Annotated in this window: 14 protein-coding genes and 3 tRNA genes; 3 read left to right on the top strand and 14 right to left on the bottom strand. The window is 37.3% G+C overall.

What is annotated here, in order from left to right; genetic code table 11:
* Positions 1-116: 116 nt before the first annotated feature.
* Entirely contained in the window at positions 117-2,198 is a 2,082-nt protein-coding gene (gene recG / locus QY321_01500; GenBank protein WKZ25088.1) for an ATP-dependent DNA helicase RecG, read from the bottom strand.
* A 14-nt stretch (positions 2,199-2,212) separates the two neighbouring features.
* Positions 2,213-2,800 (bottom strand): hypothetical protein, encoded by a 588-nt coding sequence (locus tag QY321_01495; protein ID WKZ25087.1) that lies wholly within the window; start codon positions 2,798-2,800, stop codon positions 2,213-2,215.
* A gap of 132 nt (positions 2,801-2,932) precedes the next feature.
* Between QY321_01495 and QY321_01490 the strand changes: the two genes are divergently transcribed.
* The 3 genes from QY321_01490 (at position 2,933) to QY321_01480 (ending at position 3,224) form a co-directional block, all read left to right on the top strand.
* Positions 2,933-3,019, top strand: a tRNA-Ser gene (locus QY321_01490).
* Between the two features lie 27 nt (positions 3,020-3,046).
* A tRNA-Arg gene (locus QY321_01485) sits at positions 3,047-3,118 on the top strand.
* Between the two features lie 19 nt (positions 3,119-3,137).
* Positions 3,138-3,224, top strand: a tRNA-Ser gene (locus QY321_01480).
* 126 nt (positions 3,225-3,350) lie between these two features.
* On the opposite strand, the gene QY321_01475 is transcribed toward QY321_01480, so the two are convergent.
* The 12 genes from QY321_01475 to QY321_01420 all read right to left on the bottom strand — a co-directional run bounded on the left by QY321_01475 (position 3,351) and on the right by QY321_01420 (position 18,754).
* Positions 3,351-4,202 carry a hypothetical protein gene (locus QY321_01475; GenBank protein WKZ25086.1) on the bottom strand — a complete coding sequence of 284 codons (852 nt, stop codon included), beginning with the start codon at positions 4,200-4,202 and terminating at the stop codon, positions 3,351-3,353.
* 100 nt (positions 4,203-4,302) lie between these two features.
* On the bottom strand, positions 4,303-4,899 hold the full coding sequence (locus QY321_01470) for a hypothetical protein (protein ID WKZ25085.1): 597 nt from the start codon (positions 4,897-4,899) through the stop codon (positions 4,303-4,305).
* Between the two features lie 99 nt (positions 4,900-4,998).
* Complete coding sequence (locus tag QY321_01465; GenBank protein ID WKZ25084.1) at positions 4,999-6,912, bottom strand: ATP-binding protein; 1,914 nt, start codon at positions 6,910-6,912, stop codon at positions 4,999-5,001.
* A 5-nt stretch (positions 6,913-6,917) separates the two neighbouring features.
* A complete protein-coding gene (locus QY321_01460) occupies positions 6,918-7,589 on the bottom strand; it encodes a hypothetical protein (protein ID WKZ25083.1) in 672 nt (223 codons plus the stop codon).
* Positions 7,590-7,612: 23 nt separating this feature from the next.
* The gene (locus tag QY321_01455; GenBank protein WKZ25082.1) at positions 7,613-8,071 is read right to left on the bottom strand and encodes a PrgI family protein; all 459 of its coding nucleotides are present in this window, start codon (positions 8,069-8,071) and stop codon (positions 7,613-7,615) included.
* Between the two features lie 9 nt (positions 8,072-8,080).
* Positions 8,081-9,637, bottom strand: coding sequence for a hypothetical protein (locus tag QY321_01450; protein WKZ25081.1), 1,557 nt, complete (start codon positions 9,635-9,637; stop codon positions 8,081-8,083).
* A gap of 50 nt (positions 9,638-9,687) precedes the next feature.
* Entirely contained in the window at positions 9,688-10,920 is a 1,233-nt protein-coding gene (locus tag QY321_01445) for a hypothetical protein (GenBank protein WKZ25080.1), read from the bottom strand.
* Between the two features lie 20 nt (positions 10,921-10,940).
* Complete coding sequence (locus tag QY321_01440) at positions 10,941-13,613, bottom strand: hypothetical protein (GenBank protein ID WKZ25079.1); 2,673 nt, start codon at positions 13,611-13,613, stop codon at positions 10,941-10,943.
* Positions 13,614-13,618: 5 nt separating this feature from the next.
* Positions 13,619-14,551 carry a hypothetical protein gene (locus tag QY321_01435; protein WKZ25078.1) on the bottom strand — a complete coding sequence of 311 codons (933 nt, stop codon included), beginning with the start codon at positions 14,549-14,551 and terminating at the stop codon, positions 13,619-13,621.
* Between the two features lie 207 nt (positions 14,552-14,758).
* Positions 14,759-15,799 carry a hypothetical protein gene (locus tag QY321_01430; GenBank protein WKZ25077.1) on the bottom strand — a complete coding sequence of 347 codons (1,041 nt, stop codon included), beginning with the start codon at positions 15,797-15,799 and terminating at the stop codon, positions 14,759-14,761.
* A gap of 128 nt (positions 15,800-15,927) precedes the next feature.
* Positions 15,928-17,265, bottom strand: coding sequence for a type II secretion system protein (locus QY321_01425; GenBank protein ID WKZ25076.1), 1,338 nt, complete (start codon positions 17,263-17,265; stop codon positions 15,928-15,930).
* A gap of 229 nt (positions 17,266-17,494) precedes the next feature.
* The gene (locus QY321_01420; GenBank protein ID WKZ25075.1) at positions 17,495-18,754 is read right to left on the bottom strand and encodes a T9SS type A sorting domain-containing protein; all 1,260 of its coding nucleotides are present in this window, start codon (positions 18,752-18,754) and stop codon (positions 17,495-17,497) included.
* Positions 18,755-18,832: the final 78 nt, after the last annotated feature.

The following is an 18,832-nucleotide window of genomic DNA, read 5'->3' as shown; positions in this document are numbered from 1 at the left end:
AATAGGTAGGGTTTCTTTATCTTGAAAGAGCCTTTTCTTTAGGCAAAAGGCTCTAATAATAGGTAAAAATAAGGTGTTTCTAGGGGTTTTTTAAATCTTCTTGGATTATTTCTCTATTAATCGTTAGTTATTGTCTTGTTTTCCTCCTCTTTAAGGTATTGCTTTAAATTCGGATGACTATCCAGGTTAGGATCATTGGTTACTAAGTTATCCACAGCCTCTTTGGTTAAATTAAGTAGTTTAGTGTCGTAATAATTAGCCATCTTAAGCTCCGGCCAACCGCTTTGAGCCAGTCCATAGGCTTCCCCGGGTCCTCTAAACTTAAGATCTGCTTCAGCTAAGATAAAGCCACTACTACACTCGGCCATAACTTCCAGTCTACCCCTGGTTCTCGGTTCAGTAGCTGAACTTAAAAGAAAACAATAAGATTGGTGGGTGGACCTACCTACCCTGCCCCTATACTGATGAAGTTGAGCCAAACCAAAGCGATCCGCATCTTCAATAACCATTACCGAAGCATTAGGTATATCAATCCCTATCTCAATAATTGAAGTAGCTACTAAAACATCTAAAAGCCCTGAAGACATATCCTCCATAACCTTGTCCCTTTCTTTAGCAGATAAACGCCCATGGATCATACCAACGCGATAATCCACTAAACTACCTTTGGAAAGTTTTTCATATTCCAATTTAACCGAACGTGCGCCCAACTTATCTGAAGGATCTATTAAGGGACAAATAACAAAAGCTTGTCTACCTTCTTTAAGCTGGTTTTTAATAAAATCATACATAGCAGATCTTTTTTCTTCTTCAACAATTTTAGTTAAAACCGTACGACGACCCGGAGGCATATCTTTAATAACAGATAGATCCAATTCTCCATAAAGAACCAAGGCTAGACTACGAGGAATCGGGGTGGCGGTCATAGCTAAGAGATGAGGCATAACTTCCTTACTACCCTTAACTGCTAAGGCGGCTCTTTGTTCAACACCAAAACGATGTTGTTCATCAGTAACAGCTAAAGCCAGATTATTAAAATCAACATCCTTTTGGATTAAGGCGTGCGTACCTATGATAATATCAACTTTGCCCTCCTTTATCTCTTTTAATAAAGCTTGTTTGGATAAATTCTCAAGACTCTTGTCTCCTCTTCTAATTAACCTTGAAGAAGAGGTTAAAAGCGCTATGGTAAAATCGTCTTTGGTAAAAAAATCATCAAGACAAGTATTAAAATGTTGTTTAGCTAAAAGGGCGGTGGGCGCCATAATGGCCGCCTGGGCTCCACTTTTAACGCATTGTCTGGCCGCTGCCATCGCTACCGCTGTCTTACCAGAACCAACATCGCCCTGTAATAGCCTAAGCATGGGCTTGGTTTTTTCCATGTCTTGTATAACCTCCCAAAGAGCTTGTTTTTGCCCAGCGGTCATAATAAAAGGCAGAGTTTCCAACCAAGAAGATAGCTCATCGGCTCTAAAGCCAACACTATGAGACTTAAAAGAGGCTAACAAACGTCGCCGAGCATAACCTTTTAATCTTAGGGTAAAAAGTTCTTCAAAGCTTAAGCGATTTTTAGCGGCTTGCAATTTTTCTTCATTCTCCGGAAAATGTATTTGTTTAATCGCTTCTTGATGACTAATTAAATTATATTTTTTAACTGTCTCTTCAGGTAACCATTCAGGTAACTGATCAGCTAAGGGCAAAAGTTTAGCTATTAAAGCTCTTAATTGTTTGGGCGTTAAACCGGCGGTTAAATGATAGACAGGCACTAAACCCTGGGTATGCAAGCTTTGTCCGTTATAGGGCTCATAGGCCGGGGAAACCATTACCGGACCGGCATAATCTTCACTTAAACGACCAGATAAAGAAACAGATTGTCCAACCTTTAAAATTCTGGTTAAAAAAGGTTGGTTAAACCAAATTATACGTAAGGTTTCACTGTCATCTCTAACCAAAGCTTCGGTAATATTCATTCGTCTTCTAGGACTTCTCTTATTCTTAATCATCTCTATCTGAACAACTAAATTAACTGTCTCCCCTATTTCCAAATCACCAATATTTTTGGTAAGGCTAAAATCTTCGTAACGAAAAGGAAAATAATATAAAGCCTCCCGAGCCGAGTCAAGCCCAAGAGTCTTTAGTTTTTTAGCCATGGCTGAATTTACCCCGGGCCAGGCGGCCGGCGCTAAAGAACTTTCCATAGACAACGATTTGCTTAAAGTTTAAAAATTTTAGCCAAGACTTCGGAAAGAGGCTCATCAGTTCTGTCCAAATCTTCGGGCAGATACTTAAGCAACTCCTCCCTGACTAAAAGAGGGTTAAGATCTTCAAGGGGTAAAGAAAGGCGATGCTTGGTTACTCCTTTAAATTCAAAATAGACCTTACGGATATTAAAATGGGGTTTGTAGACAATGGAAAAATCTTGTATAGTGTCGTATTCATAAAACTTACTCTCAACCAATATTCCTTCAGTGGTAAGGGAAACAGGAATTTTGGCCGGATGCCGGGCATCGTTAATAAGGAAAAGAAAGCTGAAAATTATGAGAATTAAAGCAAAAAGAAAATTGTCGGTAGTAACAGCATAGATAATCAAACCAAACATAATCAAAGCAAAACCAATATACCAAGCCTTGCTTCTTTGGTGTCGGTCATGGGAATCAATCTCCCAACTAACAATCTCCAAGCCGATAGGAGAAATACCTTCTTCTTCAAGATATTCATCAAGAGACTCTTCCGGAGATTCTTCAGAAAAATCATCATATTCATTCTCCTGATAAATCATTTCTTCATTTTCTTTGGCCATATAATTTAATTGACAAAGCCTTAAGTTTTATATACTATTATTATAGCATATAAGTTATAAAGCGAAAAGTCCCAAATCCAGGCTTTATAACTTTTTCTTTTAAAGCCTTATTTTAAAGATATTTTAAGTAAAGGAGGGGTGCCAGAGTGGTCGAATGGAACAGTCTTGAAAACTGTCAGTCGTGCAAGCGGCTCGTGGGTTCGAATCCCACCCCCTCCGCAGGTCTAATAAACCTAAAAAAAATAAGCTCTTGTCGTTCAATGGATAGGACGTGAGATTGCGGATCTCAAAATCTAGGTTCGATTCCTAGCGAGAGCACAGTAAATAGCACAACCAAGGAGAGATGCCTGAGTGGTTGAAAGGGGCACCCTGCTAAGGTGTTAGACTTTAACGAGTCTCGAGGGTTCGAATCCCTCTCTCTCCGCACATAATAAATTTATGAAAGTAGCTCTATTTAGTAATATAGAAAACAGATGGTGAGGTTATTATAATTGAATAAATCATATAAGACATCATAGTCATAAGCCCTATTACATTACCCTCCCTTTTTTTACCCCGCCCCGGCAATTAACCAAACTTGTTCAGCTCCTTGTTGTTTTAATATTTTAGCTGCTTCGCTGGCTGTTGCACCAGTCGTTATAACATCATCCACTAAGATTATCTTAGAAGGAAATTCTTGTTTGCTATAATTAGTATAAAAAGCTCCCTTAATATTATTCTTTCTTTGTTCTTCTTTTAGTTTAGCCTGGGGTTTTCGGTGTTTTCTTTTTAATAGATCTCTTTTAACCTCCAAACCAAAATATTCCCCCACTCTAGTGGCTATCATTTCAGACTGGTTAAAGCCTCTCCATCTTTGCCTAAAAGAGCTTAGGGGTATGGGAACTATTACTGAAGAAAAAAGTTCTTTAATTACTGCGGGACCACTTAAGATAACTTCTTCCTCTTTTTCCTCTTCTTTTGTTTTTTCTTCCACCTCTTCTTCTCCTTTTGTTTCTTTTCTTATTTTCCCTTCTGTTTCTTCTTCTATTCCTTCTTTTTTTATTTCCTCTTTCCTTATCTCTTCTTGTTTTAAGAATCTCTCAAGACGCCTAATTAGAGCTTCAGCTAACTCTTGGGATAGTTCTTTAACTAAACCATATTTACAAAGCCTAACCGCCTCTTTTACCAAAGCCTCGTGATAATCTAAGCCAATAAAAGCTCCATCAAAAGAATAAAGCCAGGTACAATCCGGACAAAGAAGATTAGCGGCTCTCTTACGACAGCCCAAACAACTAAAACCAGGAATGGCCATTAAAAAAGTTCTCCGACAATTTGAGCAAAAAAAATACCCCTCCAAACCACACCCCAAACAAAGCTTAGGAAAAAGACAATCTAAGAAAAAATCTAATGTTTTTTTAATCATAAAACCCTCCTTCTAGGGAGGGTTTTATTCTTTACTTAATTTAATTCAATTTAATATAATTTAATCTAATCTTCTTACACCAATATTACACTACCCTAAGCTATTCAACCCACTGGGCACTTTCCACTTTCCATTCTTCTCCAATTAGACGTAAAGACAATTTAAGGTCTTGTCCAAATTCGCTAGTTTCTCCATTTGTGTTAATAGATTGTCTTTTAGTTTTAACTGTTACCTGGGCAGTACCAATAATATCACTAATTGTGTCTATCTGGGCCACTACCACCTGGGTAACTATTGATTCATACTCTGGAGCTTGGGTTAAAGCGGCTCGCCTTTGTCTAATTTCTTCAGACAGACTAATCCACATTTCATCAGTTACAAAGACCTCTAAATCCTCAAGATTACCGAAATCTGCCTGACTGGAAGCACTACCATAGCGAGTGGCAAAGTAAGAAGATACTTGTTGTACTTGATCCCGATTAATCTCGCTGGAAGTTCTTGGGGGTACGGCTACCGAAGGAGCTTCCCCAACTACTTCAACTACCGGCTCTACTTGGGTAGGTTGATCAGTCGGGAATTCAGCGTCCGGAAACTCTTCATCGCGATCAAAGTCGTGGATAAAGATAAAATAGATAATTAAAAAGATAACCAAAAGACCGGCCACTAAGATTGCTAAAGCTTTTTTATTAACATTCATATGTTTATTATTACTCTTATATTTTAACAAAAATCAATTTTCTAGGCAAGTTAAGTAGTGGCTGAAAATATCTGTTTATTAATCCTTTAATTAATTCTTTTAACCCTTTTCTTCAGTAAAACGCTTTTCTTCTGCCTGTTTTTTAGCAGCTTCAATCTCCAAAAGTTGTCTGGGGTCTGAGGTGATAAGCTGATCCTCAATATACGAGGCCACCACCTTAATGGCCGCGTGCTTATTACCGGCAAAGAAAATTCCCTCTCCAACTCCGCATTCTAAAAGCAGATACTTTTCACTCTCCGTTAGAAGGAAGGTCTTTTGCACCATTTCAATAGAAGCCGAAGATTGTTTAAGTAGAATTTGCATGGAAGAGTTGGTAACAATGGCTTGTCCGTACGGGGATCTTAAAAAGTCATTAACATCCTGGGTAATAGTTGTTACCCCCAAATAATATTTACGACAACGCTTAACTAAAGCGTAAATAAACTTAGCGCTGTCTTCTTGTTGCATTAACCACCAAGCTTCGTCAATCACCAAAATACGCTTTCTTACCTGACTCCTTACTTCATTCCAAATATAATTAACAATGGTATAAATAGCCATTGGCCTTAACTCGTCTTCTAAATCACGAACCGAGAAACAAACCAGCTGGTTATCCATTTCCACGTTAGTAGCGCTATTAAAAAGTCCCGCAAAAGTACCTTCAGTATATTTCTTAAGACGATTAGCTAGCTCGTCTCCCCCTTCCATGCCCTCAAGAATCTGTTGAAAATCTTGCATAATTGGTGGCTCAACAGTGGTTAAATCTGAATCAGGGGTAATGTCTTTGCGAGCATAGGTTTCCAAAAGAGCTCTATCTACGATAGAGTCTTCTTCATGGTTTAAATCACCAATCATTAACCTTACCAAACCCTTAAGAGTAATAACCGCCGAACGAATAACATCTTCCACCTTCGTCTGGTCCCCCACCGCTTTAGGTAGATCAAAGGGATTGATTTTACCTTCGCTGGCTAAAGAAATATTAATATAAGTACCACCAACAGCCTCAGACAAATGTTTGTATTCATATTCAGGGTCAATAACAATCACCTCGGTTCCCATCATTAAACTACGTAGAATTTCCAGCTTAATGGCATAGCTTTTACCCGCACCGGAAGTGGCGAAAACTACGCTATTGGCATTTTGCAAACTAAAACGATCGAAAAGGATTAAGCTATTGTTATGACGGTTAATACCATACAAAATACCGTTATCGCTAGTTAGCTCACTGGAAACAAAAGGGAAAGAAGAAGCGATCGGCGAAGAATTCATGTTAAAGGTAATGTAAAGTTCGTCATTATTCAACGGCATAGTGGAATTAAAACCCTGTTCAGCCTGGAAATAACCACGCTTGGAATAGACTAAACGAGAGCCGAAAATATCTTCCACCGTATCCGTTAAACGATCCAATTCTTCAAGACTATCGGCATACAGAGTAACATACAAGGCAAACTGGAAAAACTTTTCCGTACCCTGGGTTAAAGAATCTCTTAACTCTTCAATGTCTTGTAAAGCGGTTTCTCTAATCGGATCACGCGGAGCACCCTTTTCCGAGTCTGCAATAATTTGCGCTTCCAAGGTACCGACTTTATTCCTTAATTGTTTTAAAATAAGGGCACTCTTAACCGGGTAAAAAAACATGGCAATGTCAAAACTGGCGTTTAGATTAATTACCGGCGCAAACCAACCAACACTGATATAACGAGGATAAGAAACTACAAAAATTGTTCGCAAAAATTTAGAGCCCAATCTAAGGTGCTGAGGAGTTACCTCAAAACTTTCCGGAGCGATAAGCTCCTTAATAGAAGCCAGACCCTGACGAAAAACTTTTTCGCTCATGATCACCTCTTCACCAGCTTCGGCTTCCCGACTCATAGCTTCAAGATCAGGCAATTCTAAAGCACCGGACGGTTCTTCAAACTCTCCCGGTTCTTGCTTATATACTATCTTATTGTAAATATCAGATAATTTTGACATAAAAATTAACTTTGTTCTTCAAGGCGTAATTTATCTACCTCAGCCAAAGGTTGGTGTGCTGAAGTAACCGGATTATAAGTATTGTAATAAAGCTCAATCAGGCCCTGAGTGTCTAATTCAATGGTATTTAAACCCATGGAGCTAAGTCCGCCGATTACTGTATCAACCCGACGAGACAGCTCCTTACGTAGCCAACCAAAAGTGTCCTCTTTCATCTTGATTAAGTCATTAGATGTAAAAGTTCCAGAAAGCCTGGCAAAGAAATTTTTCTTTTTATCAGATAAGGGATTATAAGGCACTACTACGTAAAAACGCTTATTCATAATTTTACTTAAAGAAACCAATTCTTGAATATAACGAAGATACTCACCAATCTGCATTTTTAAGAGTTCATTGGTCTGTTCCTTTTCTTTTTGTTTTAAATCTTCCAAATAATTATCTATGTTAAGTTCCCTGGATTGTATAACTATCTGCAGAGGAAAATTAATATTATTTAAAAAACTAACATAAGCGGCAATGGTGGCATTCTGCTCATCTTCGTTTTTAAGGGCAAAGTTAACACTAGATACCATAACCACCGCCCGCAAACTACCGTCACGCATAATGACTGAATCTTGCCTAATAGCGGCAATATCCAGGTAAGAAAGAGTGGAAGGAGTGGTATTTGTTTTGGCCATAATAATATTTAAAAAATCTGTACTTAAAAATCTCTACGATCCTTAATATGGATGTTATCATCAACTTCTCCTTGGTACATACCCTTGGTGTCTACAATCAAAGAAAGTTCGTTTAAACGACTAATTAAGGCTTGACGATCTGGTGGAGATGGAGGGGTTTTGGGCTTAGGATGAGAGATCATTAGCTCCGCTAACATTGTATCATCTTTTTGCCATATTCGTAAACGGGGTTTTTTTAAAGTTTCAATCAGATTTAAAAGAAAAAAATGAAAAGGCATGGCATTGACTTTAATAAAAGCAAAAAGAACGGTAATTAAAAAGATTAAAATACCGACAATTAAGAAAAGTTCAAAATCAAAAAGACGATAACATAGAGCTATTAACAATACTCCAACCAAAGAAATAACAAATTGTCGGACCGTCAAAGCCCCGATAATCTTATCTTCAACTTCAATAAATTGTGGGACAGTAAACTGTTGCATAAACAATAATTAAAACTTTAAACTTTGGTTAAGAAAGATAATCGCTTCAAGTTCATCTTGACGAAGACCATCGGGATCAGTGGCTAAGTTCTCTTTAACTATATCATCAACACTAATGTGCTCCTTTAAACTACGTCGCCCTATTTCCAGATACAGGTTATTAAGAGGACTTTCACGCCAAGCGGCAATACCTTCTATTTTCTTACCATAATCATAACGACCTAAAGACTCCATTTTTTCTTTAATCTTTTCCACCGCTTGCTCGGGAACAATAGAAAGCCTCCTAAACTGTTTAAGAGTAAGATAACGAAGTTCATCTACTGGGCTAAGAATTCTCGGATTAAATTTTATATCATGCATTTTAACTTTACCAGTAGAAGAAGTTTCCAGATTATCTATACGCGGAACCTTAACAGAAACAGAAGTTAAAGAGCGTAATTTCTCTTTGTTAAGTGGTTCACCAGCTAAAGCCTGTTTAATTAAACCGGCAGTCTTAGCTTGAGAAACCTCCAGGGTTTCTTCTTTATCATTAACTTCTTCTTTATTATTAATTTTTACTTCATCATTGATTTGTTCATTATCGTTATTTTTTTCATTATCATCCTCCCTCATCTCAGCTTTTTCATCAATTAAAGCTGGCGTAGGTGGCATAAGCTCATGAGACAGGTCAAGTAAAGGCTCGGATGATAAAGGAGTATTTAACTGTTCTTGCTCTAAAGATTCTCCTTCTTGTTTTTGTTCTTGCACTTCTTTTCTTTCTTCTATTTCTTGTTTATTTATTTCTTTGTCGTCTTTTTCTATTTCTTTATTTACTTTCCTTTCTTCTTTAGTATTTTCTTGTTCTTTTCTTTCAATTAATCTACCTTCTTGTTTTAAGACTTGTTCAAGATTATAATCCGCATCTTGGGCTATATTACCAACTAAACTCTTGGGTAAAACCTTTTTTTGTTCACTAGAGGCATTGGATAATTTAGCTAGATAATTATCCGCAATAATCAAGGTTCTCTCGGCTGTATCACGGCTCAAGGCAGTACCACCAAGCTCGGAATTCTTAATCATGGAATCAAAGCTAGAGACTCTATCACGACCACCTCGCAGATAAGTTTTAATTATCTGTTTAAAGCGTCCAGCTGATAAAGGATCTGAAGAAAAATTAACTCTGGATAAACGAAAAACCTCTTCCACTGAGTCCTCTACTTTTTTATCAAAAGAGGAAGTGTCTTGCACAAGATGTTTAGCCACTTCTTTTTCGTCTTCATTATCTATAACATGCTTGGGTCCCCTACTATCGCCCAATAAATAATCCAGTAAACCAACAAAAATTTCTCTTCTTAAAGCTTTTTCAAGTTCAAGAGCCCTGGTGGCGCTTAACTTAAGGTCATTAACCAAGTAGGCACCAAGATCATCCAATTTCAGCTCCTTAACCGCTACTTTCATAACCAAAGCGGCTAAGCTAACACCAAAAGTCTGCTCTATATCGTTTAATTTAGCCTTAAGAGACCCATCATTAAGATAGGTTTTAACCTCTTGGGGTAAGTTTTGAAATTTAACAAGATAAGTTAACATAGGGAAAAGCAAAATAACTTATATAACTAAAGGATTAAAATAAATAAAAACTACTTTTGTTCACTTTCCAGTCTGACTATTTCCTCCTCAAGGGCTTTATACTCCAAACTGTCCGGTGAATAATTTTTTAACGCCAAGTGAAGCTCTTTAACCTCGTCCGAAGTATTTGAAGAATAACCATCCACCTCCACTAAAGAATTATCCTCTAAAGATTCCTCATTGGTCTCCATAATTTCTTCATTCTGCATCTCATTAGATTCTTCAGAAGAGTAGGATGGAGAAGAAGAAGGGATAGGAGAAGAAGGAGATAAAGAGTCATGACTTACTTCAGCTAAAGGTTCTTCTAAAGATTCTTCGGTTAACGGTCTACTATCTGATAATAACGAATCTTGCTTAACACTAACCGACTCAACGGTTTTATCTATTTCAGCAAAAAATTCATCTACCTTTTGTTGGTCCAAAAGCTCGGGAGGTGTGTTACTTAAAGATACTGAGCTATCTTGTTCGGACATGGATTCATTATCCTCAATATTAATTATCTCCCAACCCTCTCCTTCATCAGAAGGCATGCTGTCCGGGAAAAAAGCTATATTAATATAAGTCTTTAGGGTTCTTCCAACTAAACTTCTTTCTTGCTCAGAAAGTTTTTGGCCATATTCTGAATTAACCAAAAAATTCGTCTGACTAACACTGTCATGGGTCTGGCTACCGTTGGCGGCAATATAAGCCTTTAGCCAATTACCAACAGTGGCTGGAACTTTTTGCTCGTCCAAAATTAAACCTCCTTCGGTTAAAACCTCATCATTGGCAAGCAGAGCTTGAGTTATTCTGCCTTTAAAATTAGAGTCACGAGCTAAGATATAAAAGATTCTCATATTAACCGCATTAGTAATAACCGAAGGATAACTTAACTCATCTAAAAATCTCTTACTAAAAATCTTTTCAATAATGGTTTTTTCTTGAATAACGCTCATCTCCTTATTCGGATTGGCGTTCATTAAGGTTAAACGTTCGGTTAAGAAAGAAAAAACTTTTTCTTTTAATTCGTTAGCCGCACTCTCAGCTTTGGCAGCCTCCAAGCCCAAATTATCTTTAAGATAATCCGTTAAGTTATTAAGATTAACTTCACCAACCAAAACCAAAACCACCAAACCGGAAAAGTTAACACCATAGCTCTCTTCCATTTGGGATAAAGGCTCAAGCACCGCCGGCAACTCACAAGTTATAGTAACTTCCGGTGGAAATTCTTTATGAAATTTTTCGATCGCTTCTTCTATTAACATATTTAAGATTGGTTAGTAAACTAAGACTTGGACTTTGGTTTAAAATCGCTCACCTTCTTACCTTCCTGGTGGACATCTTCTAAAGTATAGGAAAGTTTACTTAAAGCAGCCTTTAAGGAAGAGTCCTTATCGGTAACATGGGCAATACCTCGCATCATGGCGTCAATAGTAGCTGAAACATCTTTACTTTGTTTACCTGAAGACTTAATGTCTTTAAGTCCTTGGATAATTCTCTCTAAAGCCTTATTGGAAAGATCTGATTTATCTGCCAAAACCTTAAATAGTTTCTCTTGTCCGGAATTAGGACCGGTTGGCGTACTAAAGTCTTTACTGGAGAACTGTCCAATATCTGTTTCAGACAAAGCGCTGCGCTTATCTCTGGCATCTGAGTATTCTTTAGCGCCTAACTTAGCGGCTGCAATAGTAAGTCTATTTGGAGTGTAAGTATCAGCTTTTTTACCAAGCCAATTCATAGCTGTTGGCACTAATCCGCTAATACCAATTTCAGGAACATTATTCTGTTTGATGCTATCTATACGATCTTTATATTCTGATGATATTCTTTGATTAAGATTATCGTACTTCTGGTTAATTTCTCTAACTTTAGCAGCTTTAATCTCTTTAGCTGCCCCCTTAAGAGCCTCAGCAGCCTCAAGTAGCTCTTCATCTCGTTTTTTATCACTATCACTAACCAAATTCTTCTTTTCTTCTTCTAGATCTTTAGCAGCTCTCTTGCTGCCGGTTGGGTCATCGGCAAAAATCTGGTGTTGTTCTTTAATATTTCTCTCCTGGGCATCATATTTATCGTTAATTTCTTTAAGTCTGTCCTTCCTAACAGCCGAAGGAGCGTCCTTAAACATTTCTTTTGCTTTATTAAGTTCTTGTCTCCTTCTCTGTCTGCTTAGTTCAAGACCGGTATTAGTTGCTCCTTCAGAATCTTTAACGCTTAAGATAGCATCAAGGGCTCTTACATTTTTTTGTTTAAAAGCTTCTACTGCAGCAACAGTTGTATCTATAATTGGCCTATACTTATCTGAAAGATCCGCATGTTTTTTTATCTTTTCAAGGTTGGTTAATTTTTCATCATTATCAATAGCATCTTGCTCTCCTTTTATCTGACCGTAAATTTTATCTTTTGTTTTTTCAGCTTTACTAATGTTTGATCTTATTCGAATCTCTTTAGCATGATCTTTTAATGTTTTACCACTTGGTCCAAGCTGATAAGCCATATAAGCACCACCTCCATAAATCAAAGCGGCATTACCAGTAGCTACTCCTGCCGCAACAGCAATGGTACCTTTAAAAGACCTAGCTAAAGCGGTTTTTTGGAAATCTGCCAAAGCGTCCATTGAATCTTCTTTCATGCCCAATTTCTCCAAAGTCTCTTTACGTTTCTTTTCTTTATCTTTCTGCCTGGTACTTCTTAAATCAGAACCCCATTTACTCATGAAGGCACCGCCCTTTTCAAAAGAATTACCTACTCGGCCTCCAGTAACCTTACTCATTCCTTTGCCCACCAGCCCAGTAGCACCACCGGCTATAGTCAAGCCTGATCTGGCTGCAAACTTACCGGTATTAACAGCTCCTTTCTTGGCCGCCCCACCCATTTTCTTACCAGCCCAACTTCCGGCTTTTTGGAGTTTATCTGAAACCCTACCGGCTGTTGAACCAACCGCTCCTCCGAGTTGTTTAGTCATCATAACTCCTCCCATTAATAGTCCAATGGAAATAACAAACCTCATCATACCATCCGGGGTACCAGCCTGAGCCATACCCGCTCCCATAGCTTGAGCATCTGTCCAGCTATATTCATCCTCTGTTTGCCCTGGTCTACTGGTATTTCCTAAAAGCTCATCTGTATTTGTATTTATAGTAACCGAGGCAAAAGATAGCCATATAAAGAAAGCTAAAATAGGCCCGGAGGCTACATTCTCACCAAATTGTTTAAACCAAGTGTCTGCGTGCCCGGAAGTCTTTGGTAGAATTTTAAGTAAGTATGCCAAGGGAGATAAGACGATTAAAATCCAAAGCATTACCATACGCATAACCAAAACAAAAAGGATAATAATTATTACGCCAATGGAAACAATTATATATAAAAGAGCTAGAACATAGGTGGCCATAACCCCCAAAATACTAACCTCGGCAGCCGGTGTTAAGTTAAGTAGCCCTTCTACACCCAACATGGTAACCAAGTTTCCTCCTCCAATATCCCTAAAACCGTTAACAAAGGTTAACATTATTACCTGAGCGAAATCAATTATTAAACCACAGATTAATTTAGAAAAATTAATCAAGACGGCTACTATTAAAACTTTTGGTAAAAGCTTTTTCCAGGCAAAAGACTCTAAATTTAAAACAGTGGCAAAGGCAATAATTAACAAAATTAAAATAAAGAACATGTTACAAAGATCTCTAACAATAGTCCAACCATTACTAACAGCGGCTGAAGTTATGAAACCGTTATAAGAAGAGATCCAAATAACCAAATACATTAAAACAACCAAAATAGCTCCCAGAGCGTTAATTATACCGGCAAAAATTGAGTTAACAATATTAGCCACATCCTGCATAATAGAAGCCTGCAGGGGGTGGGCTGAGGTAATAAAGATTAAGGCAACCAAAAGCGACAGACCGACAAGGTATTTAGCCGATAATCTCTTTTTTATAAAAGCTGATAATCTCTTTTTCATAAAAATTAAAACTTAGGGCCCGGTAAAAGAGTTTCTCCGGTTACTTCCTGATGAACCTGCAAAGCCGAAGAAGTGGCGCCAAAAGCTTCACCTACAGCTTCAACCACCGCCGCCACTGCTCCAAAAATAACATACCAAGTTATTACCACCATAATTAAAGAACCTAAGATAACCAGAATAACCAAAGCATCCAAAACCCCTATAATCAAAGCTTCGCCTAACCCGATACCGGCCAAAGGCAAACCTAAAGCAGTACCCGCCGCGCTTGATGCTACTCCGCTTTTTCTATGACCAGTAGCTTGATATAGCTCGTGATCGCTCATTTCTTCCAGCACACCGGCAGCGTGTTGTATAACCTCTGGACTGGCTTTAATACCAACTAAATTTACTGCTAATTCAACAGTAGTAACCAAAGCCCCATGAGAAGAGGTATTCTTTACCGCCCTTGAAGCAAAATCAAGTTTGGGGTTCCATTCATGACCGAGTTTACAAAAATATTTTTCCCCCATAACAAATCTTCCAAAAATATGAAGATTACCGTATAAGAAAATTGAAATAAAATAAGTTTCAATCGCCAATTGCCAAGCTTTTCTAAGCATTTGCCTTGTTAAATATCTCATACCAGCTGAAGCTAAAACATCGGCAACTCCCTTAGCAGCACCCTTAGAAGAAGAAGCGGCTTTTTTTAGGGTTTTAACAATACGTAAATGAGCAGCGTAGTCTTCAAATAAATCGGAAGATTTTGATGAATCTTTTATATCACTAAAATTATCGGCTGCATAAGTGGCGACATTTCTTAGGATTGATCCCGCTTCTTGCCCAAAAAACGAATTAGCGGTTTTTTGTTCTGATAGCCTTTTTGCTCTTTCACGCCTAAGCATATCCGACAAAGCGGCTTCATGATAAGACAAACCTGCGTATGTTGATGACTGCGCCATATTTGATATTACCTCTATAGTATATCATAATAAGCTAATAGGGGGCAAGGGTAAGAGACGGAAAACCAAGGTTTTAAGATAAGAAAAGCTTTTTTGTTTAAATATAGCAAAAATAAAAAATGTTTTTTTGTCAAATTAAAAACGAACTTTATTTTATCAATAAAATCCGTTTTTTAGTGTTGAGATTTAGGTTAAATTTGTTCTTATTTATCTGGATCCAGCGCTACTTTGTCTTGACCCGTTAGCAGTACTTTGTCTGGCTGTGTTAAAAGAATTTTTAGGTGTTAGGGGTTTAATAAAAAGCTCGTTAAAAGAGGAACGAAAAACTCCACCTCCAGCCGCGGCGTAAACATAAGACTCAGTAGCTGATAAAGAGTTATATTCACTAGCTCGGCTAAAAAATTCTTCTCGCCAAGTAGCTCCGCCATTGTCTGAAATGATAATTTTTTCTTTACCTAGAGCAAAGCCTCTATCTCTAACAAAAACAATGTCATATAAATCACTAATATCCTGCCTAATTGTTTCCCAACTAGCTCCTTGGTTAACACTTTTTAAAATCTTTGTACCGGATACTAAATAAACCGCCTCCTCACCAAAAGTTATCTTATAAGGAACTTGTGAGTTTAGGTCTAAAGCGCGGTAATCTAAAACTCCCAAATAATCCCAAGTATTACCTAAGTCAACTGTTCTGTATAAATTAACTTCTTGTCTTGCGGCATCATAATCTACATAAAATCCCAGGTCTCGATTAAAAGCCACATCAACTGCATGATTAAGTGGTAAATCAAGTAAACTTCGCCAACTCCGTCCATGATCAGTAGTTTTCATTAAACCTATTGTGCCGATAAACCCATGTCCATTTTCGGTAAACTCCATACCTCCAACAGTAATATCATAAATAAAAATATGTACCACCTTCCAACCATGTCCGCCTTTGGAAAAAAATAAAGCTGTTTTTTGTTGATTATTAGTCTTAATTGTTCCCAAAACATAGATATTCCCCTGTTCATTTACATTAAAATCTTTAACCAAGCCCAAATCAGAAGTTAAAGACCAAGTTAAACCTCCATTATTGGTTTTAAGTAAAGAATCGTTAACCAGGGCATAACCCTTATTATCATCAACAAAAGCTATCTTCTTTGGTTTAATATCTGAAACTTGTAACCAAGAAAACATTTGAGCTTCCACGGATATGGGAACAAAAACCAATAAAAACAAAGAAAATACGGAAATAAAGAAAGTTTTCATATAAATAAACTAAAATAGGTTAATTAATATATAATATTAATTATATCATATATAAAATATTTTGTCAATAGGTGGTAATATTTTGGCTAAAATAAAGCTTTTTTACAAGTAAAGAGCCAAGAGGATAATTAATGAACACATCTAAAGCCAAGGTACTTACCTTTATAAGAAGAATTATTTTCTAAATCCAAGTAATAAATACCTACATAACCATCATGGCCATCTGTACCATTAAAAGAATCACCTCCCCTGATAAAAATATTACCTGTTGAACTACAACCACTGGTAAACCAACCTGAGTTACCCATAGAAGAATCATAGCCATCCAACCAAGTCGGCCCCGAAGCTTCAACAGCATAAGCATAATTCGGATCAGCTAAAACGGTGGACCAATAACTTGGTCCTACAACCGGATATTGTCCAGCACCGGTGCCGCTTACGCAGGTACTGTCTGCCAATTCAGCCACGTTTCCAGCCAAATCCCAGATACTGCCTCCGCTTAAAAGTTTAAGGGTACGACGATCAAAAAAGTTATTACCATCAAATTCATTTGTAAAAACATATTCATTTTCTGCATTAAGTACAGCTTGACTGTGAAAATTACCTCTGGGCATATATTTACGAGCACCTTCTTCATTAAGACCGTTGCTTTGTGCGTCTCTAGCTATAGTCATCCATTCGGGATTGGAAATTAATCTACTTCCGTCCAATTCGCAATAATATCTGGCTTTATTAAGATCAAGACTTATTATCGGTTCCCCTAAAGGAGCTGAGGTAATAGCTCCTCCATTGTTTATACAATCACCATCTACGTCATCGTCATAGCCAGTACCGTATTCAGCAACAACTGGTTCACCAGATTCGTCCAAGCACTTGGCTTCATATTTCATAACACAAAAATCATTAGTATCAAGGGCTGTGCTACCAACTATGCCCATATAACCTGGTTTACAATCCAATATACCGTTAGTGGTTCCGACTTTTATACCGGGATATTTAAGATCAGCTACTTTAGAAGAAAGACAAAAGTTAAGAGAATAACGTTGTCCTCCTTCCATTACTTGGTACTGATAATCTTCATCTGGACAATCTCCATCGTTTCTGGGTGTAGGATTAGAGGGTACTCTTAAAAGATAGTTCTTAGATCCAGAGGCAATAGCACCTCCCGGGGTAACGGTTTGGGGATATTCTCCATAGTCCTGATAATATAGTTTAAGAGCTATTTGTATTTGCTTGATGTCAGCCAATCTTTTCGCGTCTCTAGCTGCCACACGAGAACTATTAAAATAAACCACACTAACAGTTGTTAAAACCCCGATAATGGCAATTACCACCAAAAGTTCTACTAGAGTAAAGGCTGAAGAAGAAGAAGAAGAAGAAGAACGAACAGAAGAAAAACGACTAAAAAAGGCGGGTTTAGAAAGCCTTTTAAGGTCAAAGATTTTCTTAAAAATAGAGTAAAACATATTTAAAGCTAAGATATATAGGATATATATTGTAATTAATTTAAAATCATGAGGACTTTAATCTACTAATATTTTAGCATTTAACTCCAACAAGAACAAGTTAGGGGGGTAAATTAAGACCAAATATGATTATTATGTAATTATTAAACAAATAAAAAACCCCTTTTTAAGAAAGAAAAAAAGAAAAGGGGTTTTCCTAGCCATGGTGGCAAGGATATTTAGCAAGTTTTTATTTCACGAGAACCATTCTCTTGGTCTCAGTGAATTGACCTGCCTGTATTGTGTAGAAGTAAACACCGCTTGTTAAGTTTGAAGCATTGAAGCTATACTCATAGCTTCCTGCTTCAAGATTTTGATTAACAAGTGTTGCGACTTCTTTTCCGGTAATATCAAATACCTTTAGAGAAACAAAGTCTCCTTTTGGTATCTGAAAGTTTATTTTTGTTTCCGGATTAAATGGATTGGGGTAATTTTGTGAGATTTGGAATCCATCCGGCACCTCGGTTGAGGTGGTTTGGATTCCGACGTTAATATCTGTGAAAGATATTAAGCCGTCAGACCTCACTAGATAAATCTTTTGATTATTTATTAAAAGATTAGCGACAGACCAATTAGATGGAAACTCTAGAAACTCGCTCCAAATTTCTCCATAGTCAGTTGATCTCATAATCACCGCTCTTTCACTAATACTAGTAGTAAGATAAATAACTTGATTATAATAAATAACTCTACCGACTCCCCAAACAGATAGACCGAAATCTTTAGTAATCCATGTTTGTCCGTTATTACTAGTTTTAGCTGAAACTAATGTATATGGACTACCAGAAATAACTCCAACTAAAAGAGTGTAGTCAGGGATCTTAATAGCGTAGGGTTCAATTATCTTTTTATTGTCCAACATAACAGATCCTGTATTCCAAGTTGTTCCACCATTATTACTCTTAATATAAGAAAAATCATGGCTCAGCCCTGCAATAATATTATTACCATCAAAAGCAGCCCCCCTAAACCACGTTTGACTACCTGTAGAATAAACTTTATCCCAAGTAACTCCTCCATTGGTAGTTGACGCGAGACCATGACCCGTTAGAGCGAAATTCTCTTCTGAAAAAAAATGAACCTCAAAGAGAGCATGAATATTTGATTGAGTGGAAATATCAATCCAAGAATTTCCTCCGTCAGTAGTTTTCATTATTTTTCCAGAAAGTCCGGAAATTACTCCGAAATTTTCGTTAAAGAACTTCATTCCGGTTATAGCATTATTGGAATAAGGAAAATCAAAGATATGATTCCAGGTATAACCTCCATCAGTGGTTTTCCACATCTTTCTTTGCGCAACATATCCCGTTAAATCGTTAACAAAATCTCCGCAAATAAGCGGGCCGGAATAGTTAGGAATTGATACTGTCTGCCATTGTTGAGCAGGCAAATTTTGAATTTGGGCTAAAAAGAATAGCCCTAAAAATAAATTTATTGTTAGTTTTTTCAAGGGTTTACCCTCCTTTAGTTTTTAATTTACAGTATTTAATTATTAATTTTAATTAAATCACAAACGAGAAATATAGTC

It is taken from the genome of Patescibacteria group bacterium (assembly GCA_030583705.1).
Classification (GTDB): Bacteria; Patescibacteriota; Patescibacteriia; order Patescibacteriales; family Patescibacteriaceae; genus Patescibacterium.
This window is presented reverse-complemented; position numbering and strand designations above follow the sequence as displayed.